The 19,395-nt window shown below is 43.6% G+C and carries 14 protein-coding genes; 4 read left to right on the plus strand and 10 right to left on the minus strand.

Annotated features, from left to right (window positions below; genetic code table 11):
• Positions 1-51: 51 nt before the first annotated feature.
• On the minus strand, positions 52-999 hold the full coding sequence (gene lplA / locus D1614_RS07580) for a lipoate--protein ligase (protein ID WP_119437281.1): 948 nt from the start codon (positions 997-999) through the stop codon (positions 52-54).
• A 184-nt stretch (positions 1,000-1,183) separates the two neighbouring features.
• Between lplA and D1614_RS07585 the strand changes: the two genes are divergently transcribed.
• On the plus strand, positions 1,184-1,741 hold the full coding sequence (locus tag D1614_RS07585) for a hypothetical protein (RefSeq protein WP_119437282.1): 558 nt from the start codon (positions 1,184-1,186) through the stop codon (positions 1,739-1,741).
• 7 nt (positions 1,742-1,748) lie between these two features.
• The gene (locus D1614_RS07590; RefSeq protein ID WP_162304444.1) at positions 1,749-2,744 is read left to right on the plus strand and encodes a helix-turn-helix domain-containing protein; all 996 of its coding nucleotides are present in this window, start codon (positions 1,749-1,751) and stop codon (positions 2,742-2,744) included.
• 73 nt (positions 2,745-2,817) lie between these two features.
• Here the strand turns inward: D1614_RS07590 and D1614_RS07595 are convergent, their stop codons facing one another.
• The 6 genes from D1614_RS07595 to phoB all read right to left on the minus strand — a co-directional run bounded on the left by D1614_RS07595 (position 2,818) and on the right by phoB (position 10,618).
• Positions 2,818-3,165: a carboxypeptidase-like regulatory domain-containing protein gene (locus D1614_RS07595; protein WP_119437284.1), complete on the minus strand. Its 348-nt coding sequence runs from the start codon at positions 3,163-3,165 to the stop codon at positions 2,818-2,820.
• A 160-nt stretch (positions 3,166-3,325) separates the two neighbouring features.
• A complete protein-coding gene (locus tag D1614_RS07600) occupies positions 3,326-3,790 on the minus strand; it encodes a toxin-antitoxin system YwqK family antitoxin (RefSeq protein WP_162304445.1) in 465 nt (154 codons plus the stop codon).
• A gap of 242 nt (positions 3,791-4,032) precedes the next feature.
• Positions 4,033-5,151 carry a beta-helix domain-containing protein gene (locus D1614_RS07605; protein WP_119437286.1) on the minus strand — a complete coding sequence of 373 codons (1,119 nt, stop codon included), beginning with the start codon at positions 5,149-5,151 and terminating at the stop codon, positions 4,033-4,035.
• Positions 5,152-5,202: 51 nt separating this feature from the next.
• Complete coding sequence (locus D1614_RS07610) at positions 5,203-7,848, minus strand: TonB-dependent receptor (RefSeq protein WP_206609944.1); 2,646 nt, start codon at positions 7,846-7,848, stop codon at positions 5,203-5,205.
• Between the two features lie 313 nt (positions 7,849-8,161).
• A complete protein-coding gene (gene phoR, locus D1614_RS07615; protein ID WP_147384103.1) occupies positions 8,162-9,925 on the minus strand; it encodes a sensor histidine kinase in 1,764 nt (587 codons plus the stop codon).
• Positions 9,926-9,940: 15 nt separating this feature from the next.
• Positions 9,941-10,618, minus strand: coding sequence for a two-component system response regulator PhoB (gene phoB, locus D1614_RS07620; protein WP_119437289.1), 678 nt, complete (start codon positions 10,616-10,618; stop codon positions 9,941-9,943).
• Between the two features lie 303 nt (positions 10,619-10,921).
• On the opposite strand from phoB, the gene D1614_RS07625 reads away from it, so the two are divergent.
• Together D1614_RS07625 and D1614_RS07630 are read left to right on the plus strand one after the other, a co-directional pair.
• On the plus strand, positions 10,922-11,917 hold the full coding sequence (locus tag D1614_RS07625; RefSeq protein ID WP_119437290.1) for a porin: 996 nt from the start codon (positions 10,922-10,924) through the stop codon (positions 11,915-11,917).
• A gap of 11 nt (positions 11,918-11,928) precedes the next feature.
• Positions 11,929-13,242 (plus strand): beta-helix domain-containing protein, encoded by a 1,314-nt coding sequence (locus D1614_RS07630; protein ID WP_119437291.1) that lies wholly within the window; start codon positions 11,929-11,931, stop codon positions 13,240-13,242.
• A gap of 38 nt (positions 13,243-13,280) precedes the next feature.
• Here D1614_RS07630 and D1614_RS07635 read toward each other — a convergent pair whose 3' ends face one another.
• The 3 genes from D1614_RS07635 to D1614_RS07645 all read right to left on the minus strand — a co-directional run bounded on the left by D1614_RS07635 (position 13,281) and on the right by D1614_RS07645 (position 18,945).
• On the minus strand, positions 13,281-13,727 hold the full coding sequence (locus D1614_RS07635) for a hypothetical protein (protein ID WP_119437292.1): 447 nt from the start codon (positions 13,725-13,727) through the stop codon (positions 13,281-13,283).
• A 404-nt stretch (positions 13,728-14,131) separates the two neighbouring features.
• Positions 14,132-16,402: an inorganic phosphate transporter gene (locus tag D1614_RS07640; RefSeq protein WP_119437293.1), complete on the minus strand. Its 2,271-nt coding sequence runs from the start codon at positions 16,400-16,402 to the stop codon at positions 14,132-14,134.
• 266 nt (positions 16,403-16,668) lie between these two features.
• Positions 16,669-18,945 carry an inorganic phosphate transporter gene (locus D1614_RS07645; RefSeq protein WP_119437294.1) on the minus strand — a complete coding sequence of 759 codons (2,277 nt, stop codon included), beginning with the start codon at positions 18,943-18,945 and terminating at the stop codon, positions 16,669-16,671.
• Between the last annotated feature and the right edge of the window lie 450 nt (positions 18,946-19,395).

The raw sequence follows: 19,395 nt of genomic DNA on the forward strand, positions 1-19,395 counted from the left end.
ATATCAGAAGAGCGTGCTGTATTTTCGGCACGCTTTTCTTTTATGCGTACATCAAAAAAAAGCATAGATCAACTGTTCGTCCTGCGTTGAAAGCGCCGATGCAATGTCTTCATAAAAATGACGAACACCTGCCAGTTTTTCTGAAAGACCGGCTGCTTCCTCCGCCTCGAAAAAAGTACCTCCCAGTTCCGCACTGTTGATGATTCCTTTTTTTACCTCCAGACGAATCAGAAGTTCTTTGCCTTCGATTTCAACTTTGTTCGTAAAAACATACCGCGGCGAATAACCGTAGCGCCAGTCCCAGGTTACAAATTTCTGATCGGCCAGTTCCTGCACTACAGTCTCATCCGCGCTCGTCAGTTCATAAAAAGTATTCCCTTCTTTTTTTAGCTGAACATCCAGCAGAAAACCGATAAACTCCTGAATGGACATTACCTCTTTCAAAAAAGAAGAAATATTGGCCACTTTGCTTCGGTTCGACTGAACGGCTTTGCTTTCGTATTTCCCCGTTACCACTTTTATCGACTGCCCCAGGTTTTCCAGGTCCGAATTAAAAAGCAGCGTTCCGTGGTGCAACACACGGTTTTTAAAAACATGCTCTGCATTGCCCGAAATTTTCAGCCCTTCAATCAGCAAATCGTTTCGCCCCGATGAAGTGGCTTCAATACCCAGTAAAGCCAGAGCCTCCACCACCGGTTGTGTAAATTGCTTGAAACTGATTTCGGCCGGGCTTTTCACATTTTTGATAAAGGCAAAATTTACATTGCCGGCATCGTGAAAAACGGTACCTCCACCGGAAATCCGCCGTGCAACCGTGACATTGTTCGCGCGCACAAACGGATAATTGATTTCTGCCAGTGCGTTCTGGTGTTTCCCCAACACTACAGTGTCTTTGCTTTGCCAAAGCATAAAAATATCATCGTCGAAATTCTTTAACAGGTACTCTTCAGCCGCCAGGCAATAAAAGGGATTGGTGTTTTTTAAATGAATGCAGATCATGCTGCTAATTTACAATTTGTAAATGAATGATCGGAAATGCCCCATAATATTCACATAAAATCTAAATACCCACGTTCCTCATCACTTTTCCCAACTTTCTTCGTTCTTATTTCAAACCTGGTTTATTTACATAAATTTTCTATTTGAAATAGATTTGTCCAATCAAATCATTAAAAAAATAATCATGAAAAAGTTAATTCTTGCCTCAACTTTCCTTGTAATCACCATGCTCTTTATCACTCATTTGAAGGCGCAAACTGTACCGGATTTTACTATTAAGGAAGAAACCCGCTTCCTAATGCAACGAACAATAGAGTTTTCCAATGCTTCAGAAAAAGAGGAACTGACAATAAAGGTGAATATGCAGAATTGTATGTTTGATTTTGAGATAAAAAGTGCAGTCAATAATGGAAAACTTGACGTTGAGGTTTATGATCCTGCAGGGAAAAAACAAGGCAGTTTTTCGGTAGGTTGCCAAATAAACACCCAATCGAATGATATGGATAAAACTACCATTAACGATTTTATCTATGGGAAAACAAAACCTAAAAAAATGCAACCAATCAATAAAAAAAACATTGATAATTCCACCCAGAAAAATGAGTTAGATGAATTTGTTTCCGGTACAACATCTAAATCAATAAAAAATCCAATGCTCGGAGACTGGGTAATAAAATTTACCCCAACTAATGCCAATGGATACATTATCATCAACACAAGACAAATATTATCCTCAAAATAATCTTTCAATGAATTACAAAAGCTACCTAAAAGGGAATTCATTGTTATTACTGGCAAACTTGCTACTATTTTTCCATTCAAATGCAACTCATCGTATTGGGGGAAGTATTCAGGCAGACACAACGTGGAACTCAGTCATGTATATTTCATTGATCGGAAACCTGGACCAAATGAATTCGATGTCAAAACAGATGATCATTGATATATCTGATATTAACAAAGATCAGTTTTCTTTTTCTACCGATTATCTCCCTAAGGAAAATCATTTGTACCGGCTGCATCTTTCCAAAAAAGGAGATCCTCCGGCTTCGCTAATTATTGGAGGAAAAGATGAAAACCACATTTTCTTCATCGCCAACAGTGAGTCCGATATTTACTTTAACTGCAAGCGTTCAGAAACCCTGTTTGGGAATGTGAACATAGAAAATTCACCTCAAAGCCGACTCTTGAATGAAATCAACAGTATGCTGGCCTACCAGGACACTGCAAGTTTATATGACAGCTCTCTAAAACGGGAATTACTTCAAAATGCGATGGATGAGAAGCTCCGACAATTCGCCGATACCTGTTCCTACCCTTTGGTAGCACTTTATGCCCTTTACAAAAGCAATTTTGAATCTCATATTGAAACCAACCCAGGCTACTATATTCACTTTCTGAAAAAGTGGGAAAAAGAACGATCGCCCTACTTCAATGAATTCAGAAAGAAGGTTTCGATAAAGAAAACGACCAACTATTACCCGCTACTATTTGGCATTTTGGGACTACTTATTGGAGTTTTGTTAATGGGTATTATCTCCAGACAAATGAAAACACCATCAAAAAATATACTTCAGGAACTTACCATTCAGGAAAGAAATATTTTTGCACTGCTTCAAAAGGGAAAATCAAACAAGGAAATTTCGGAAGAACTGAATATCAGCTTAAGCACCGTAAAATCGCATATTAACAGCATCTTCTCAAAGCTTAGTATCAAATCGAGAAAAGAAGTTTTGGACATTTAATCTTTCGGAAAACAAACAGGACCGTCTGCGTGCTTGCAGACGGTCCCATACGAATATTATAAACCTGTCAACTTTAAAGAACAGGCTTCAGCTTAACTTCCAACTGGGTTGAGAAAATATCGATATTTTGCTTTTGGAGTTCGCACTTCTCGTACGAAATATAACTGGCCGTAATGTCGTAATTCCCGGGTTTCACATCGTCGAAAGAGAATTCCCCGTCGAAACCAGTGTAACATTTTTTATCGGTCCCCTCCAGTTTTACTTCTACTCCCACCAGTGTTTCCCCGGTTTTATCGTCGCTTACTGTACCCGAAATGGAAACGCTGGCTACTTCAGCGTTAAGTACTTTATGTTCTTTCTCGTCGGCTGAAACCGTCAGGAAAAAGGTAAAAACCAGAATAATACTTAAAAGAGTTTTCATTGAAATGCGATTCGATAACGAAAGCAAAAGTATAGCTCATTCATTACATCCGAATTGCGATTTTATTACAAAATGATTAAAGGTTTTAGAAGCCGGCGCAAAAAAAACGTCTGCCTTCAAAAGGCAGACGTTCTATGCAGTGTTTTAATGACATCAGGTTTTAAATCCCGGTGTAGTCTCTTTCGTTGATTACCACACCCATTTCGTTGTAGCTTTTCCATGTCCCGGTTTTTTCACCGTCTTTGTAACAAAGTTCATACTTCAAATGGCCGTCTTCATCCCAAACGTACCAGTTTCCGTCTTTCTTACCGTCTTTGTAAGATGCCTGTGCTACTTTGGTGCCTTTCAGGTTGAAAGTCAACCAGATTCCATGCATCTCATTTTTTTTGTAAGAACGAACTTCGTTAACCTGACCATCTTCAAAATACAACTTACATTCGCCGTCTTTCATGCCTTTGATGAAACTGGTTTCCATTTTCACCTGGCCGTTGTCGAAGTAAGTGGTGTACTTACCGGTGTAAAGTTCAGAATCCTGGTAATAAATACCGTCAATTTCAGTCAGATTCTGAGCATTTACTGAAAACACTATCAACAAAATTCCAACAAAAAATGCTAGCTTTTTCATGATAGCCTCCTTTCTTGATAATTGTGTTAACGTCATTCTAGTTAACGCAAAGTTAACAAAAAAGATACACGACTTAATGCTTCTGTAACATTTTTGCAACACAAATGAAACAGGCACTTCCCCCAAAAAAAAGAGCCCCGGGCAAACCCGAGGCTCCAAGGAAGATTCTACAACCTTCCTGCCATTAAACACTGCGTAGGCTTTATGTTTTTTTCATTTATGCGTCTTCGCATGCCCCTTTTCTAGAAACCATAACTTGTCCAGTCGAATACTGAAGTTGTAGCTCCGGTATTACCCGTAGCAAATGAAACGTTACCTCCGTTTCCATCTTCTTTCAACTGGTTTCCGGTTACATCCTGAACAGTTAAACTGATAGAAGTAGCAGCATTGGCACCACCCCTGCTATCGGTCAGGTCAACCATATCACCCGTAGTTCCGCCAATGGCCAATGCATTGGTGATGGTAGCTGTAGCTCCACGACGAATCTTGATCACGTCATTCATTTCGTAAGCTGACTCGTTAACAATGGTCATGTTCTTGATCTTGAAGTTGGACTGATCAACATGGTCCTCGCCTTTTCCGTCGAGGTTACCGTCAGCCTCTACTCCACGCGGGTCTGATTCGGTAGAAGTATAACCCGATTCCCAAACTCCGTAACAGTTGTCTAAGGTACCGGTCCAGCCCTGTGTAACATCAAACATGTCGTCATCCGGATTTACAACCAATAGATTTTTCACGTTAACCGATCCGCCGAAAAACTCGACACCATCGTCCGCTCCATTGGGAATGTAAATATTTTCAATTCGGGTTCCGTTACCTACGCCATTCAGGGTAAGTCCGTTATGCTCAACATCTTCGTTTGAACGGGCACCTGTATATTCCAGAATCACATAAGTAAGAACTCCTGAATTATCAGCAACTACGTTTCCTCCGTAAGGCAGGTCTTCGTTCACCTCTGTCTGTCCTTCAGTACCCGAAGTGGCACCTGAGATAGGAGCATAACCATTAATGATCAGGCCACCCCAGTCAGCAGCGGCAGGTGAACTTGCTCCGGAAGTAAATTTTACCGGTTTGCCGGAAGTTCCTTCAGCGAATATCTGACCGCCTTGCTCTACAATTACATAGTTTGCAAAACCTTTGTTGGCCTTTATTACAGTTCCGGCAGGAATACGAAGGATTCCACCGTCCTTGATACTCAGGGTTCCTGTCAGTTTGTACTCAATTGTGGCACTAAGCGATACGTCTTCAACAATATCACCTTTCAGTTCGTTTCCATCGAAGAAGTTTACATCCTCCTCGTCGCTAGAGCATGCTGAGAACAACATTGCTACAACTGTAAGTGCAAATAATACTTTTTTCATTTTTAAGATTTTTAAAGAGTTGTGATTATTAATCGTTATTTTCTTTCCTGTCTAGAAATTATAGGATACTCCAAGGTTAAAACTCATGCCTTTTTTGTAATCGCTCAGTACGATCGGATCAGCTCCGGCAGCGTTTGGCTTGCGGGTAAGTTTGAATGACGGATCAAGCAGGTTGCGAGCCTTAAGACTCAATCCCCAATGTTTTTTATACTTTAATGAAGACACAAAATCGAGTGTTGGAACACCATTTTCCACAATGTCCTGATAGCCACCCGCGCCAACGGTATAAATACGCTCACTGAAATAGTTTTTCACCAGTGATGCGGTAAAATCAAGATCGGTTTTATGAAACTGGTAGCTTAGATCCGCATTCACAAGAAAGGGTGCGGCACCTTCCAATTCCGTTTTCTTGTTTGTAAAATTCAGTCCTCCCTTCACCTCCACATCGGTTTTCAGATACGAAGCATTCACTCCCATACTTAGTTTACTGTAGGTACCTGCATTATCTTTCTGAGTAGAGAACAGATTCTTGCGTACTTCCACCTCCACCCCGCCTATGATGGCGTTGTCGGCAATGTTTTCGTAAGTAAGAAAACCTCCGGCACTGGCTTTTTCAATTCTTGAAATCGGATCCTGAATGTATTTTCCAAATACGGCCACAGAAAACAGCTCGTCACGACTTAAAAAGTAATCCCACTTCAAATCCAGGTTGTAGTTAGTGGATGGAATAAGGTCGGGATTACCTTGCGAGCTCCAGTTTCGCCCCACATAGCGGTAGGGTGAAATTTCTTTTGACTGAGGCAAAGTGTAAGTGCGGCTGGCACCCAGGCGCAACACGTTATCTTTATTGAGACTGTATTTCAGATTAAGACTTGGCAACAGGTAGAAATAGTCTTTCGTAGTATTACCAACGCTCGACCCCCGGTTTACATCGTAGGCAACATCCAGGTAAACCAGATCGGCCCGCAGTCCGGCATTCAGAATCAGCGACGGATTGAGTTGATACATCAGTTCGGCATATCCCGAGTTGATGTATTTATCTACACTGTACGAACTCTCAAATTCAGAGTTGATAAAGTCGCCGTTATCGAGTGCCGATTGATTAAACAGCCCATCAAGGTCAATATTGTTTTGATCGATTTCAGGTTGGGTAACACGCTGGTTGTCCCACTCAATACCTTGAAAATCATCCACCGCAAAACGTCCCTTATACCCAGCTTTTACTAGCGATACATTTTCTTCATCGTCGGTGAGTTTATAACTCATTTCAAGTTGAACGTTGATATCTGCAACGTTTAAATCGGAGAAAAAACGCTGCTGACGCCCGGTTCCCTTAAGCAGATGGTATTTTCTGTTCCCCAGATCGGAGAGATAATTAATGCGACGGTCGGGCTCACTTCCCATCGTGTAGTTAAACGATGCTCCGGTGTTGGCACTCAGCCGGCTGTTGAACTGACGGTTCAATCGCAGCTGATTTACAATCAGGGTATTGTCGTTAATTTGCTGACGACGGATTAACCCCTTGTAATCATCCACATCTTCGAAATTCGAATGCATCCCGTTGTAATCCAGCATCGACCGGGTGTTCGAATGTATCACCATAGCGTTGTAGCTCAGCTCGTAATCATTAAAACCGTATTCCAGGTTCCCCATTAACAGGTGGGTAGTTTTTAGCTCAAACTCATCCGACATTTGATCGCGAAAAACAGTACCCGAAGTTGTGGTGTTGCGTACAATTCCGTTCACATAGCTGTAGTCTGCGTCATAACTGCCAATCACATAAAAGCTCAGCATATCTTTGCCTGTGCCTGTTTTGTAACGTTTTCCACCGGCAAAACTAAGCGCCCTGTTTAGCTGAAGATTCTGGCTTGTGGGATTTAGAGAATTGCCAAAACTGTAAACAGCTTCGTTGGTAGGAGCCGTTTTGCTTTGTGCAAAACCCAAGGCGTTCACGCCGTCGCTAAGCATAAACTCTTTCCCAAGAGTCTGTGTATTGACGCCCGCCGAAAGATCAATCCCAAACTCCGAATCTCCCAGCAGCTCTTTCGAACTGATGTTAATCTCGGCACCAGCTACATCGCCAGTCATTTGGGCACTAAATACCTTGTTTACGCCAACAGCCTTAATCATGTCGGACGAAAAGAAATCAAGTGAAATGTTTTTGTACTCCGGATCTTCTGACGGAACCGGAAATCCGTTTAAAGTGGTGGCGTTAAAGCGGTCGCCCAAGCCACGAACGAAAACATTCTTCACGCCTTCCTGCTTGGCAATACCCGAGACTTTGGTAACAGCAGCCTCCGCATCGCTGGCCCCTTTCCGGGATATTTCCTGGGCACCAATGGCTTGTGTTGCAACAACGGCATTTTTCTGCTCTGCCAGCAACATACTTTCCGACTCGCGGTTGGCCTTGGCCACTACCTGAACGCCTTCCAACTCAAGAGTGGCCGGCGACAGCGCTACATTTAATGTTACTTCTTCATTTGGTTTTACCTCAATATTCAATTCCTGCGAATCGTACGAGATAAAAGAGATCAGTAAAGTATATTTTCCGGCCTGAACTTTCTGAACCAGAAAATTCCCGTCGAAATCGGTAATGGTACCTTGCGAGGTCTCTTTTAACATTACCGTAGTTCCTATTAATGTTTCTTTGGTTTTTGCATCGATCACGGTTCCTTTTACCGAACCGGTTTGTGCCATAGCTGAAATCGCTTGAATTAGCAGTAAGATGCTAATAACAATTCTGTTCATACTCTAAAAATGTGCAGTGTTAATGTCTATTATTATTTCCGGGAGCAAAGCAAGACCAATAATATTACAGGGCGATTAATGCCCCTTTAAACTATTATTACATTTGCTTAACAGAATTGCAACATCTTCACCACCTCACACAAAACACTGATAACAGGCACCATGCACACACAAACCCAGCAAAACCCAGCTTTTCAGCTTCCGCTTTGGCCCGCTGACAAATCAATTATTTATTAACAGAAAGGGGAATACAAAAAGGTATTTATTTAATGGAAAGCGAAAAAAGGAATTCCACCCCGCCTTTGGGACGATTTTTCACCGACACCCGGCCGTTGTGAAGATGGATGGCATTTTTAACAATCGCCAGGCCCAGTCCGGTGCCACCGGTAACACGCGAGCGCCCTTTGTCAACCCGGTAAAAACGCTCAAAAATACGCGGCAGATGTTCTTTTGGAATCCCGCCGCCCGTATCGGAATAAGAAAAATAAAAATACCGTTCGTCGCGGTGGTAGCATTTAATGTGGATGCGGATTCCCTGCCCGCCATAATTAATCGAATTCTCCACCAGGTTCTGAAACACGGAAAACAGGAGCGATTCGTTTCCGTTTATCACCGTATTCAGCTTCACCTCGTCGATAAATTCAATTTTATTGTGCTCGATCTTACTCGAAAAGTATTCGTAAACATCGTTGGTGATCTTTTTAATATCCACCTGTTTCATCTCGAACAGCTCGCCCGCATCTTCAATATTGTTGATCAGCGAAATATCATTGATCAGTGCCGTTAGTCGCTCGGATTGAAAAAATGCTTTCTCCAGGAAATACTTTTGCTTTTCTTCCGGGATCGGCCAGTTCTCAAGAATCGTCTCCAGGTAGCCCCGGATGGACGAAAGCGGTGTTTTTAGCTCGTGGGCAATGTTCGATGTAAGCTGCTGCTTCATCAGGCGCCTCTTTTCCAATCGGGTAACATCTGTCACAACCACCTCAAAACTGCGGTCGGCAAAAATGATGGAGTAGATCCTGAAATACTTTTCTTCCTTCGAAACCGTGTAATCGAGCTTGGGTACTCTACTTTCCAGGTCAACCGCATCGGTTTCCAGGTAAGCCGACAAAAATGAATGCAGCTTTTTAAACGACGAACTCTCCAGCATCTCGGTAGCCGAAACCACTTCCTTTTTCGAAAACAGGTTCACCATTTCAATAAACTTCCCGTTCGAAAGCGTCATTACCTTTTGAGGCGAGAAAAAGGCAATTCCTTCATCCAGCGCATCGAGGTGATTAAACAGCTTTTCCTTTTCCGTGGAAAGGTCATCCTTCGTCTTTTTAAGGTTGTTGTATATCTGAATAATCTGCCCGCTGATAATGCCCAGTTCGTTGGCCGGGAACTTTGTATCGAAAGCCACCAGTTCGTTGCTTCCGGCGCGCACCGCAAAATCCTTCAGCTTGGTAATGGTGTACGAAAGCTTAATGGTTACAAGCACCAGGATCAACCCAATAACCAGAAAAAGAACCACCATAAAAGTGATGAACTGTGTACTGGTTTTCAGGAAATCTTTTACGGTAACATCGAAAACAAGGGCGGCACGAATGTAATAATGTGGAAAAAGCCGTGCATAGTAGTAGAACTCCTGGCTGGTGGTAGCCGAGGTACGAATGTTGGCACCACTCCCGTTGGCACGCGCCCTCATTATTTCGGGTCGGTTGTAGTGGTTCTCCATCGACGAATAGTCTTTCACAAAACTATCGTACAGCACCTTCCCTTCTTTGCTGATAACCGTAATACGCGGATTGGTTTCGGGAAGAATACTGATCAGATCAGCCAAATCGCTGACATGATTATCTTCCAGTAAATGGTTTTCCCGAATAAATTTATCCGTGATTTCGGTAATGTTGTCCAGTGTGTTTTCGAGCCGCGCCCGCTTGTAGCTTTTTTCGCGCTGGTACTGGAATGCCAAAACCGTAATGGTGAACAAGACAAATACCAGGATGTAGTAGAAAAATATTTCGCCCCTGAATGATCTTTTCACTGTTCAGAAAATTAGCTATTGAAAACAGTATCCGTAACCCGATTTGCCTTTTATGTAAGCTCCGTATTCGCCAATTTTTTTACGCAAACGCGCAATGTTGACATCCACATTTCGCTCGGTAACAATCACATCGTCCTGCCAGATACGCTTTAGAATTTCGTCGCGGCTTATGTATTGTCCCATGTTTTTAGCCAGCAGCGAAAGAATTTCGTATTCTTTCCGGGTCAGGTTAACGGGTTCTCCTTCAATGGTGGTGATCTTCTTTCTCAAATCAATCTTCATTTCTTTGAAGCTGATCACATTGGAATCACTTCCCACACGGCTTCCTCTTTTCAGAATGGCCTTGATACGCGCCACTACTTCTTTAATCGAAAAAGGTTTTGAGATATAATCATCGCCGCCAACGTTAAAGCCGGTCAGCACATCGTTTTCTTCTACTTTTGCCGTCAGAAAAATAATGGGGACCGTCAGCTGCATCTCTTTCCGGATCACATTGGCCACTTTATAGCCCGAAACGCCTTCCATCATTACATCCAGTAACAGAAGATCAAAATCCTGGATATTCTTTTTCAAGGCTTCTTCGCCCGAGTGGGCAATCTCGATCACAAAACCTTCGCTTTCGAGGTTAAACTGCAAGATTTCACACAGGTCTTTCTCATCATCAACAATGAGTATCTTGTATTCTTCTTCCATAGATGCAATTTTCGGCTTCGATATTTCCCTGAACAATCAAAGAAGTAATCAGCACTTTGATATACAACGACGAAATTAATTAAAATAAGTCAGATTATGCCCGAACGATTCATCAGATTCAACTTGCAGTCAGCCATTGTATTTCGTATGTTAGCAAAAGGTTATCTATCCGTTACAGTTCTATTACATTTCTGTTACAAATCCATTACATTTATAGATAAAAGTAATTTCATTCCGGTTAAGGATTCATTACAAAACGATTAACTTCTATTTTTGCCGCGAATTGCTAAACGAACGATTGAAATGAAGAAGACACTGCTACAGCTACTTATGCTTATTTGGGTACTACCTGTTTTTTCACAGGAGAGTACCTTTCGTCCCTCGGGCACGGCCTTTGCCACCATTTTTGCCAACTACCACCAGGGACTGACAAGCAGCGCCGCCGACGAGTCAGCTTTTGAACTGGTACGTGGGTACATTGGGTACCAATATCAGTTCAGCCCCGAATTTTATGCAAAAGTCAACCTCGATATTGGTAGTCCCGAAGACCTTTCGGAATATGCCAAAGCCCGCCGTTATGCTTACTTCAAAAATGCCTTTTTGCGCTACACCGAAAACAAGCTGGAAGTGGAGTTCGGATTGATCAGTTTACGGCAATACAAGTTAATGGAGAAAGTTTGGGAACGCCGCTACCTGATGAAAACACTCGCCGATGAATATTCCATAGGCCCTTCAGCCGACCTGGGGATGAATATTAATTATACCTTCTCTGATTCCTGGGAAATAGACTTTACCGTTATGAACGGCGAAGGGTACAACAACGTCCAAACCGACGGTATTTTTAAATATTCGCTGGCCACCACCATTGTGCCCGTAAAAAACTTTACCACCCGTTTGTACTACGATTTTACCAACAACGATCTTTTGCAATCTACTTACCACATTTTTCTTTCTTACGATTTTAAGAAAAAAGCAAACATAGCCGGAGAAGCGCTTTACCGCACCAACGAAAAATGGAAAGACGGGCGTGACCGTTATGGTTACTCGATTTTTGCCAAGTACAACATCACCGCAAAATACCAGTTATTCGCCCGCTTCGATCAAATGGCTTCCAACAAGCTCAGCGGCGAAGAAAACCCGTGGAACCTTGCCAACGACGGAACAGCCCTGGTAGCCGGCATTCAGTACGAGCCCATAAAAAAAATAAAAATGGCGCTCAACTACCACGACTGGGTCCCCACGGCAGCGAATGGAAAAACCAAGGCCTTTATTTTTCTCGACCTGGAAGTTAAACTGTAAAATCTGCAACCATGAAAAACCGGATAATCATATTTCTGCTTTTAGCGGTAACAGTTTTTGCGTGCCGTAAAAGCGACTATCTACTGGAAGGAAACAGCGAAACCATCACCGACAATGGCCTTGGTACCGGTACCGTTACCTGGACAAAAGACAAAGAATACGTGCTGGAAGGCTTTATTTTTGTAAACGATGGCCAGGTGCTGACCATCGAACAGGGAACCGTGATTCGTTTTAAAAGCGGGCAGGCAGAAAATGCAAGCGCATTGATTGTGGCCCGTGGCGGAAAGATAATTGCCGAAGGAACAGAATCGGAACCCATTATTTTTACTTCGGAAAACGACGATCTGAAAGGTTCCGTAGCACGGGATATCCGGGGGCAATGGGGCGGGCTGATCATTTTGGGCAACGCCCCCATTAACTTAAGCGGCGGCGAGGCTTCCATCGAAGGAATTCCGCTGGCAGAACCACGAGGTCTTTACGGCGGAATCGACGAGAACGACAATTCAGGGATACTAAAATATATTTCAATCCGTCACGGAGGTACCAATATTGGCGACGGAAACGAAATCAACGGCCTGACACTGGGCGGGGTGGGCAATCAAACCCAAATCGATTACGTAGAAGTTATTTCGAACGAAGACGATGGTGTGGAGATTTTTGGCGGTACGGTTAGCCTGAAACACATGGTGGTTTCGGGTTGTGGCGACGATTTGTTTGACTACGACCTGGGATGGTCGGGCAATGGACAGTTCTGGCTGGGAGTGCAGGAAGACCTTCCGGGCGACAACCTTATTGAGGCCGGTGGCGGCGTAGATCCGATCTACGGAATACCAAATTCGCTTCCCAACCTCTTTAACCTCACCCTGGTCGGAAGTGGAAAATCGAGTACCGGAACCTGCATCAGTTTTGAAAAGAATGCGGGTGGAACCATTGCCAATTCGGTTTTTGTGAACAAAGACAAAGGCATTTCGATTGAAGTAACCGACCAACAACACGACAGCTACAACCAGTGGAAAAACGGCAAGCTGTCGATCAAAACCAACCTGTTTTACGATGTAGCCTCTTCCACTCCCGAAAGTATCTTCAAATTATCAGGCCTCTATTCCCCGGAAATGGCCAATGAATGGGCAGCTGCTTTCAACACATCCAAAAACGAGATTGGCGATCCTAAAATCAATAGTGCTTCAGGTGACTTTGTTCCGGAAGAAAAAATAAAGGGCGATCTGCTGGATTATCCTCTACCCTGGTTCCAGGTAGTTGATTTTAAGGGCGCTTTTGGCGAAGACAACTGGATCGAGGGATGGACGCTATTGTCTCAGCAATAGCAGAAAACAATCCCGTTTACGGTGCTTTTCCGCAAATTTCAGACTTTCACCTGCTGACCATGTTGGCCCTTAGTCCAAATTCCGTGGGTTAAAGGACTCATCGTTTTTGCAGTAAATCCTGGATTATGCAGCATTTGAGAAGCATTGCTGTTGTAAAACTGCTCCGCTTCCGCCCAATCGCGGAAGGTACCATACGTTTGCAACGGCTTTGTTCGTTGCTGCATCTGATCGATGTACTCTTTAAATTCCTCGAAATCGTACGACTGATTCTCGTGGTCGAGTATAACGTTCGATTGATAATCGTAACGAAATTCGAGATGAGCAGCCACCACCCATTCCAACGACTTGCGAACCAGATCGTTTTGCCGCTCACGGGTATAAAGAACCAACATTTTCTGATTGGGCAGCCCATAAAAATACACCGGAAGGTATTCGGGGAAACATGTATTGCTGGTTTTGTAAATCAGTCGTGCTTTGTCTTTCATAATTCTCTCAGTTAACTTCAGCCAAGTTAGCCCAAAAGAGCTTACAGCAGGTTGTGTAATGATTAAATGCCCGTTAATAAATGGTTAAACAAAACACCCCAAGAAACACTCAACCTGGACAAGCCAGCAAAGGTTCACGATATCTATTCATTCGCTCCAAGACACAGAGAATAAACCCCATCAGCTCCCGATGGCTCTGCATCAGAGTCTCTCTGATTTAACGGCACGCAGATTTACGCAGAAAATGATTTCACCCATTGGAGTAAAATAAAATTTGCGGAAATCTGAGCAATCTGCGTGAAATAAAAAGCATTTGCATAAAAAGGCTTTGACCGCACACACGGCATCAAAAAAGCCATCCGTCAGTTGACAGATGGCTTTCTATAAGTTATTGCACGGAAACTTTATTTTTTTGTTTGCGTGACCTGGACAAAATCGCGGTATGCTTTTACCATGCTAATGGTTCGCAGCAACACATTTTTTGTTTCGCTGTTTACGTTGAAGTACAATACCGAATTACGCGTATTTACTTCCTTGGTTTTGATGCGTTTGATCTGAGCCTTCTCCGTTTTCTGAAGCTGTTCGATAATGCTATCGCGCATCGAAGTTAAATGGTCGATTTCATCAAACTTATTCTTCGTAACCACCAGAAGTGCCAGAGCCAGGTACTTATCAATGTTGTTTATCAATTTTCGCAATTCACCGGCCTGTTCGTCGGTAAATGGCTTGTGCTGATTCTCCATGTGTTCAAAAAGTGGTTGCACCAGGAAATTCAGGGAGTTGGCAATTTCTCGCTGGTAATCGACCACCTGCACATAATGATGTCCGTAATCCGCTTGATCTTCAATTTTCGACAAGGTGGAGAAGATCTTCGCCTTTACTTTTTTAGACTTGACGTTTAATTCGTTTTTCAACTGAAGTGCCTCCCGTAACTGGGCACGGTCTTCTGCCAAAAAGCCACCTACACCTACCGAGAATATCTTGTTGCTGGTTTCAATGGCATTCACACAGTGTTTGCGACACTTCTGAATAACCTTTTCCACACCGTCTTTTTCTTCGAAAGCTTCCACTTCTTCTGCCAGTTTTTTAGCACTGCGTTTTTTGAAAAGAAGCTGTGTGCGAATCACTAAAAACACTGCAATCGAAATAAATACGAATATCATTATTTTTCCACCCACCGAAATTATGGTGGCAATAATGGCCGAAACGGTAAAAGCAATCAGTGCGGTTAAAAACCAACCGCCAATGACGGCAAACACACCCGACACCCTGTAAACAGCGCTTTCGCGGTCCCAGGCACGGTCGGAAAGCGAACTTCCCATAGCCACCATAAAGGTTACATAAGTGGTAGAGAGAGGCAATTTCATTGAAGTGGCAAGCGCGATAAGGATACTGGCGACTACCAGGTTTACCGAGGCACGCACCTTGTCGAAAGCCGGAGTTCGCGGATCGTCAGCCGGCCCCAAAGAAACCGGGACAAACCTTTTTTGAATCTGGTTGGTAAGCGTGGCGGGAATCACTTTCCCCACTGATTTATTAAACCGAATGGTGTGGCGCACCATCAAACGTGCGACAAGAGAAGAACCAAAACGTTCCATCCCTTCTGTCTGGCGCCCCAGGTTTACCTCGGTTTCGGTAACCGCCTGCGCTTTTTTCGACAAAATTAGTGTGGCCACCATAATAAGTCCCGAGATCAGCAACATATAAACCGGCGTAACACTCTTCTCTTGCAGTACTTCCATCGAAAAGGCATCCGGAGCTATTCCTCCTGCAGCGCGCCAGGCCTCAAACGATTTAAAACCGGCAATGGGCACCCCGATAAAGTTTACAAGGTCGTTACCGGCAAAGGCCATGGCCAGTGCAAAGGTTCCGGCCAAAACCACCACTTTCAGAATATCTATCTTGAAAATCCAGGTCAGCAACTGTATCAACACGGTCCAGCCGGCAAAACTAAGCAGCAACACCGTAAAAGTATGGTGCTTGATCCAGTTGCTAAGACTTTCGCCTGATGGCAGGGGAATATCGGCAAAAGCCGAACCTTTGATCCCTTTGATCAACATAAAATAGGTAATGGCTGTAATGGCCAGACCTCCAAAGGCAGAACCAAAGTATTTGATCGATTTTCCGTATTCAAACGAAAACAACATACGGGCGAAATACATAACGATGGCCCCCACCGTGAAGGCCACAAACACGGAGAGCAGAATTCCGGATATAATTCCGAGCGCCTGCCCCGAGTTAATGTAGTTCGAAAGTTCGAGTAAAACGGTTCCACCAGCCATTTTGATTTTTACGATGGCAGTGGCAACAGCCGCCCCCAGTAACTCAAAAACGATGGAAACAGTGGTGGAAGTCGGCATCCCGAAGGTATTGAACATGTCCAGCAGGATGACGTCGGTAATCATTACCGCCAGAAAGATCACCATAATCTCAGAGAAATAGAACTGATCGGGGTGAAAGATTCCTTTTCTGGCCACCTCCATCATTCCGTTGGAGAAAGCAGCGCCGATCAACACTCCCAAACTGGCCATTAAAAAAATAACCCATTTGGGGGCCGCTTTGGAGCCCACCGCAGAATTCAGAAAGTTTACGGCGTCGTTACTAACGCCTACAATCAGGTCGGAAATGGCAAGTGCAAACAAAATGACTACCAGAACCAGGTAAAAGTTTTCCATTATTCAGTATTTAATGACGTATTTAATTCATTGTAAAACAACCCACTAACTAGTTGATGTCAATGATTTTTTCACGAAACAAAATTGAAGGATTGGTATTACAAAACGATTACACTTTTATTACATTTATATTACTTTATCATGCACACCAACACTTAACACACTGAAATCAAGAACAATAAACACTTCAAAGAATCTTAACTAAATGTAACAAAAAAAAGCCGGAATTTAACATCCGGCTTTATCCCAAAAAATGAGGGTATGGTTTATTTTGTTTGTCGTGTGAATTTAATAAAGTCGCGCTGAGCTTTTACCAGGTTCACCGAATGCAAGAGCAAATGTTCCGTTTCGGTAATGATTTTAAAGAACAACTGCGAGTTGCGGGTATTCACCATCTTGTTCTTGATTCGCTTGATCTGCGACTTCTCAATTTTCCCCAAAGCATCCAGAATGGCGTCGCGTTCTTTGATCAGGGCATCCAGGTCATCAAAGTTTTCTTCTTTCACCACGTGCAACACATAATTAAAGAATGTATCCACCCGCCCCGACAAAGCACCCAGCTGGCTAACCTGGTCGGCAACAAACGGTTTGTGGTTGTTTTGAACGTGTTTCACCATGGGCTCCAGCATAAAATGAACGGCGTGAGCCATTTCGCGCTGATGCTCGACCATTTGCACATAGAAATGCCCGGTTTCGAGCGTGTCACCTGCTATCTTATTAATGGTTGTATAAACTTTGTCTTTGTTGCGTTTTGCCTTTTTTGAAAATTCCTGGCAAGCTTCCTGGGCTTTTTTAAGTGCCTGAAGATCTTCGTGCAGAAAGCCTTCAATTCCCATGGTAAGCACCTGGTTGCTGGCCACAATTGTCTTCACCACCTGCTTCGAGCTTTTTTCAATAATCTGCTCTTTTGCATCTTCATCTACAATGTCTTCGTCTTCCTCGGCAGCCAGTTTTTGGGCACGTTTGCTAAAAAACAGTTGAGTACGTATCACTATAAAAATAGCCACTGCGACAAACACAAAAATCATAAAGGTTCCGCTAACCGAAATCAAAAAGGCAATAAAACACGATATGGTAAAAGCGATTATTGCGGTAAGAAACCAGCCCCCGATTACCGAAAACACCCCGGAAACGCGGTAAACAGCCGTTTCGCGGTCCCAGGCCCGGTCGGCCAGCGAGGTACCCATTGCCACCATAAAAGTAACGTAGGTGGTAGAAAGCGGCAGTTTTAGCGAAGTTCCGATGGCAATCAGAATACTGGCAACCACCAGGTTTACTGCCGCCCGTAGTTTATCAAATGCCGGTGCATCAGGGTCTTCGGCGCTGTAATACGAATGCGGTTCAAACCTCGAACGAACAGCATTTGTAAGCCCTGCGGGCATAACCCTGAGTAAATTCCTATTAAAACGCGTAGATGAACGAACCAGGAAACGGGCCGCCATGGAAGAGTCAAAACGTTCGGATTCGCCTTCGCTTTGCCGCGACAAATCAACTGTTGTTGCCACCACCGAACGTGCTTTTTTGGAAAGGATTAAGGTAAGGATCATCACCAAACCGGCAATAACCAGCATGTAGGTGGGCGTTCCTACTTTCCCGGCCAGCATGCCCATACCAAAACTATCGGGCGAAGTAGCCCCCGATGCTACCCAGGCTTTAAAGGAATTATATCCGGCCAGGGGAACCCCGATAAAATTCACCAAATCGTTTCCGGCAAATGCCATGGCCAGGGCAAAGGTTCCGACCAGCACCACCAGCTTTAGTATTTTAACTTTGAAGATCCAACGCAGTAACTGCAACAACAAAGCCCAGCAAAAGAATCCATAGATCATTATCCGGATCGTGTTGTTATTCAGCCATTCCTGAAGGGTGACTCCCGAATCAAGCTGAATATCAGCAAACGAAGAACCCTTCATTCCCTTGATCAGCATAAAATAAGTGATGGCAGTAATGGCCATGCCTCCGAAAATGGCTCCCATGTAGTTCATCACTGGCCGGTATTTGAACGAGAATACCAGGCGCGAAATGTATTGCACAATGGCTCCCACCGTAAATGCTATAAAGACCGAAACCAATATTCCCGAAATAATGGCCAGTGCCTTACTCGAATTAATATACTGCGACAACTCCATTACAATGGAGCCCCCGGCCATTTTTATTTTAACAGCTGAAACCGCCACTGCCGAGCCCAGCAATTCAAAAACAATGGATACGGTGGTGGAGGTCGGCATTCCAAAGGTGTTGAACAAATCAAGCAGGATAACGTCTGTGATCATCACTGCCAGGAAAATGATCATGATCTCGGAGAACATAAACATTTCGGGATGAAAGATCCCTTTCCGGGCCACTTCCATCATTCCGTTGGAGAAAGTTGCCCCCACCAGCACTCCCAAACTGGCCATTAGAAAAATCACCCACTTGGGCGCCGCCTTTGAGCCAATGGCGGAATTCAGGAAGTTAACAGCATCGTTACTCACTCCGACAATCAAGTCTGAAATTGCCAAAGCAAATAATACTACTACCAGTACTAAGTAAAAATTTTCCATTACAATCTATTTAATCACGGCTTCTTTTAACTATCTGTTCTATCTGTTTCTGCTTCCCGAACTTATTCTCTCTTCATTCCTTCCAAAAACAAGTGGCTCCCGGATGACAAACAACTTCGCCTTTCCTCCCTTCAATTTGCTGAAGATCACCAAAAACAACCGCGCCATAAAAACAGAACGAGCCGTTATTAAACATCAAGCCAGGGTTTTGATATCGGTCCTCTACTGCCATATCATCTTTTGTGTAGCAATAACGATGTTTTAAATTTAATGACTTCCACCCGGATACAAAATTTCCAAGCGAATTATTCCTGTCATACAGGAAAAAAAATCCTTTTATTCAATTTCCTAAAAAAACCGGAAGCCCCCGGAGATCGAAAAGAGGTTTAAACTTCCCAAACCTGACGGAGAAATCGCATTTCCGGCTTTACCACTGGCTAGCAAATATAA

This window comes from Maribellus luteus (genome assembly GCF_003576475.1).
Taxonomy (GTDB): Bacteria; Bacteroidota; Bacteroidia; order Bacteroidales; family Prolixibacteraceae; genus Draconibacterium; species Draconibacterium luteum.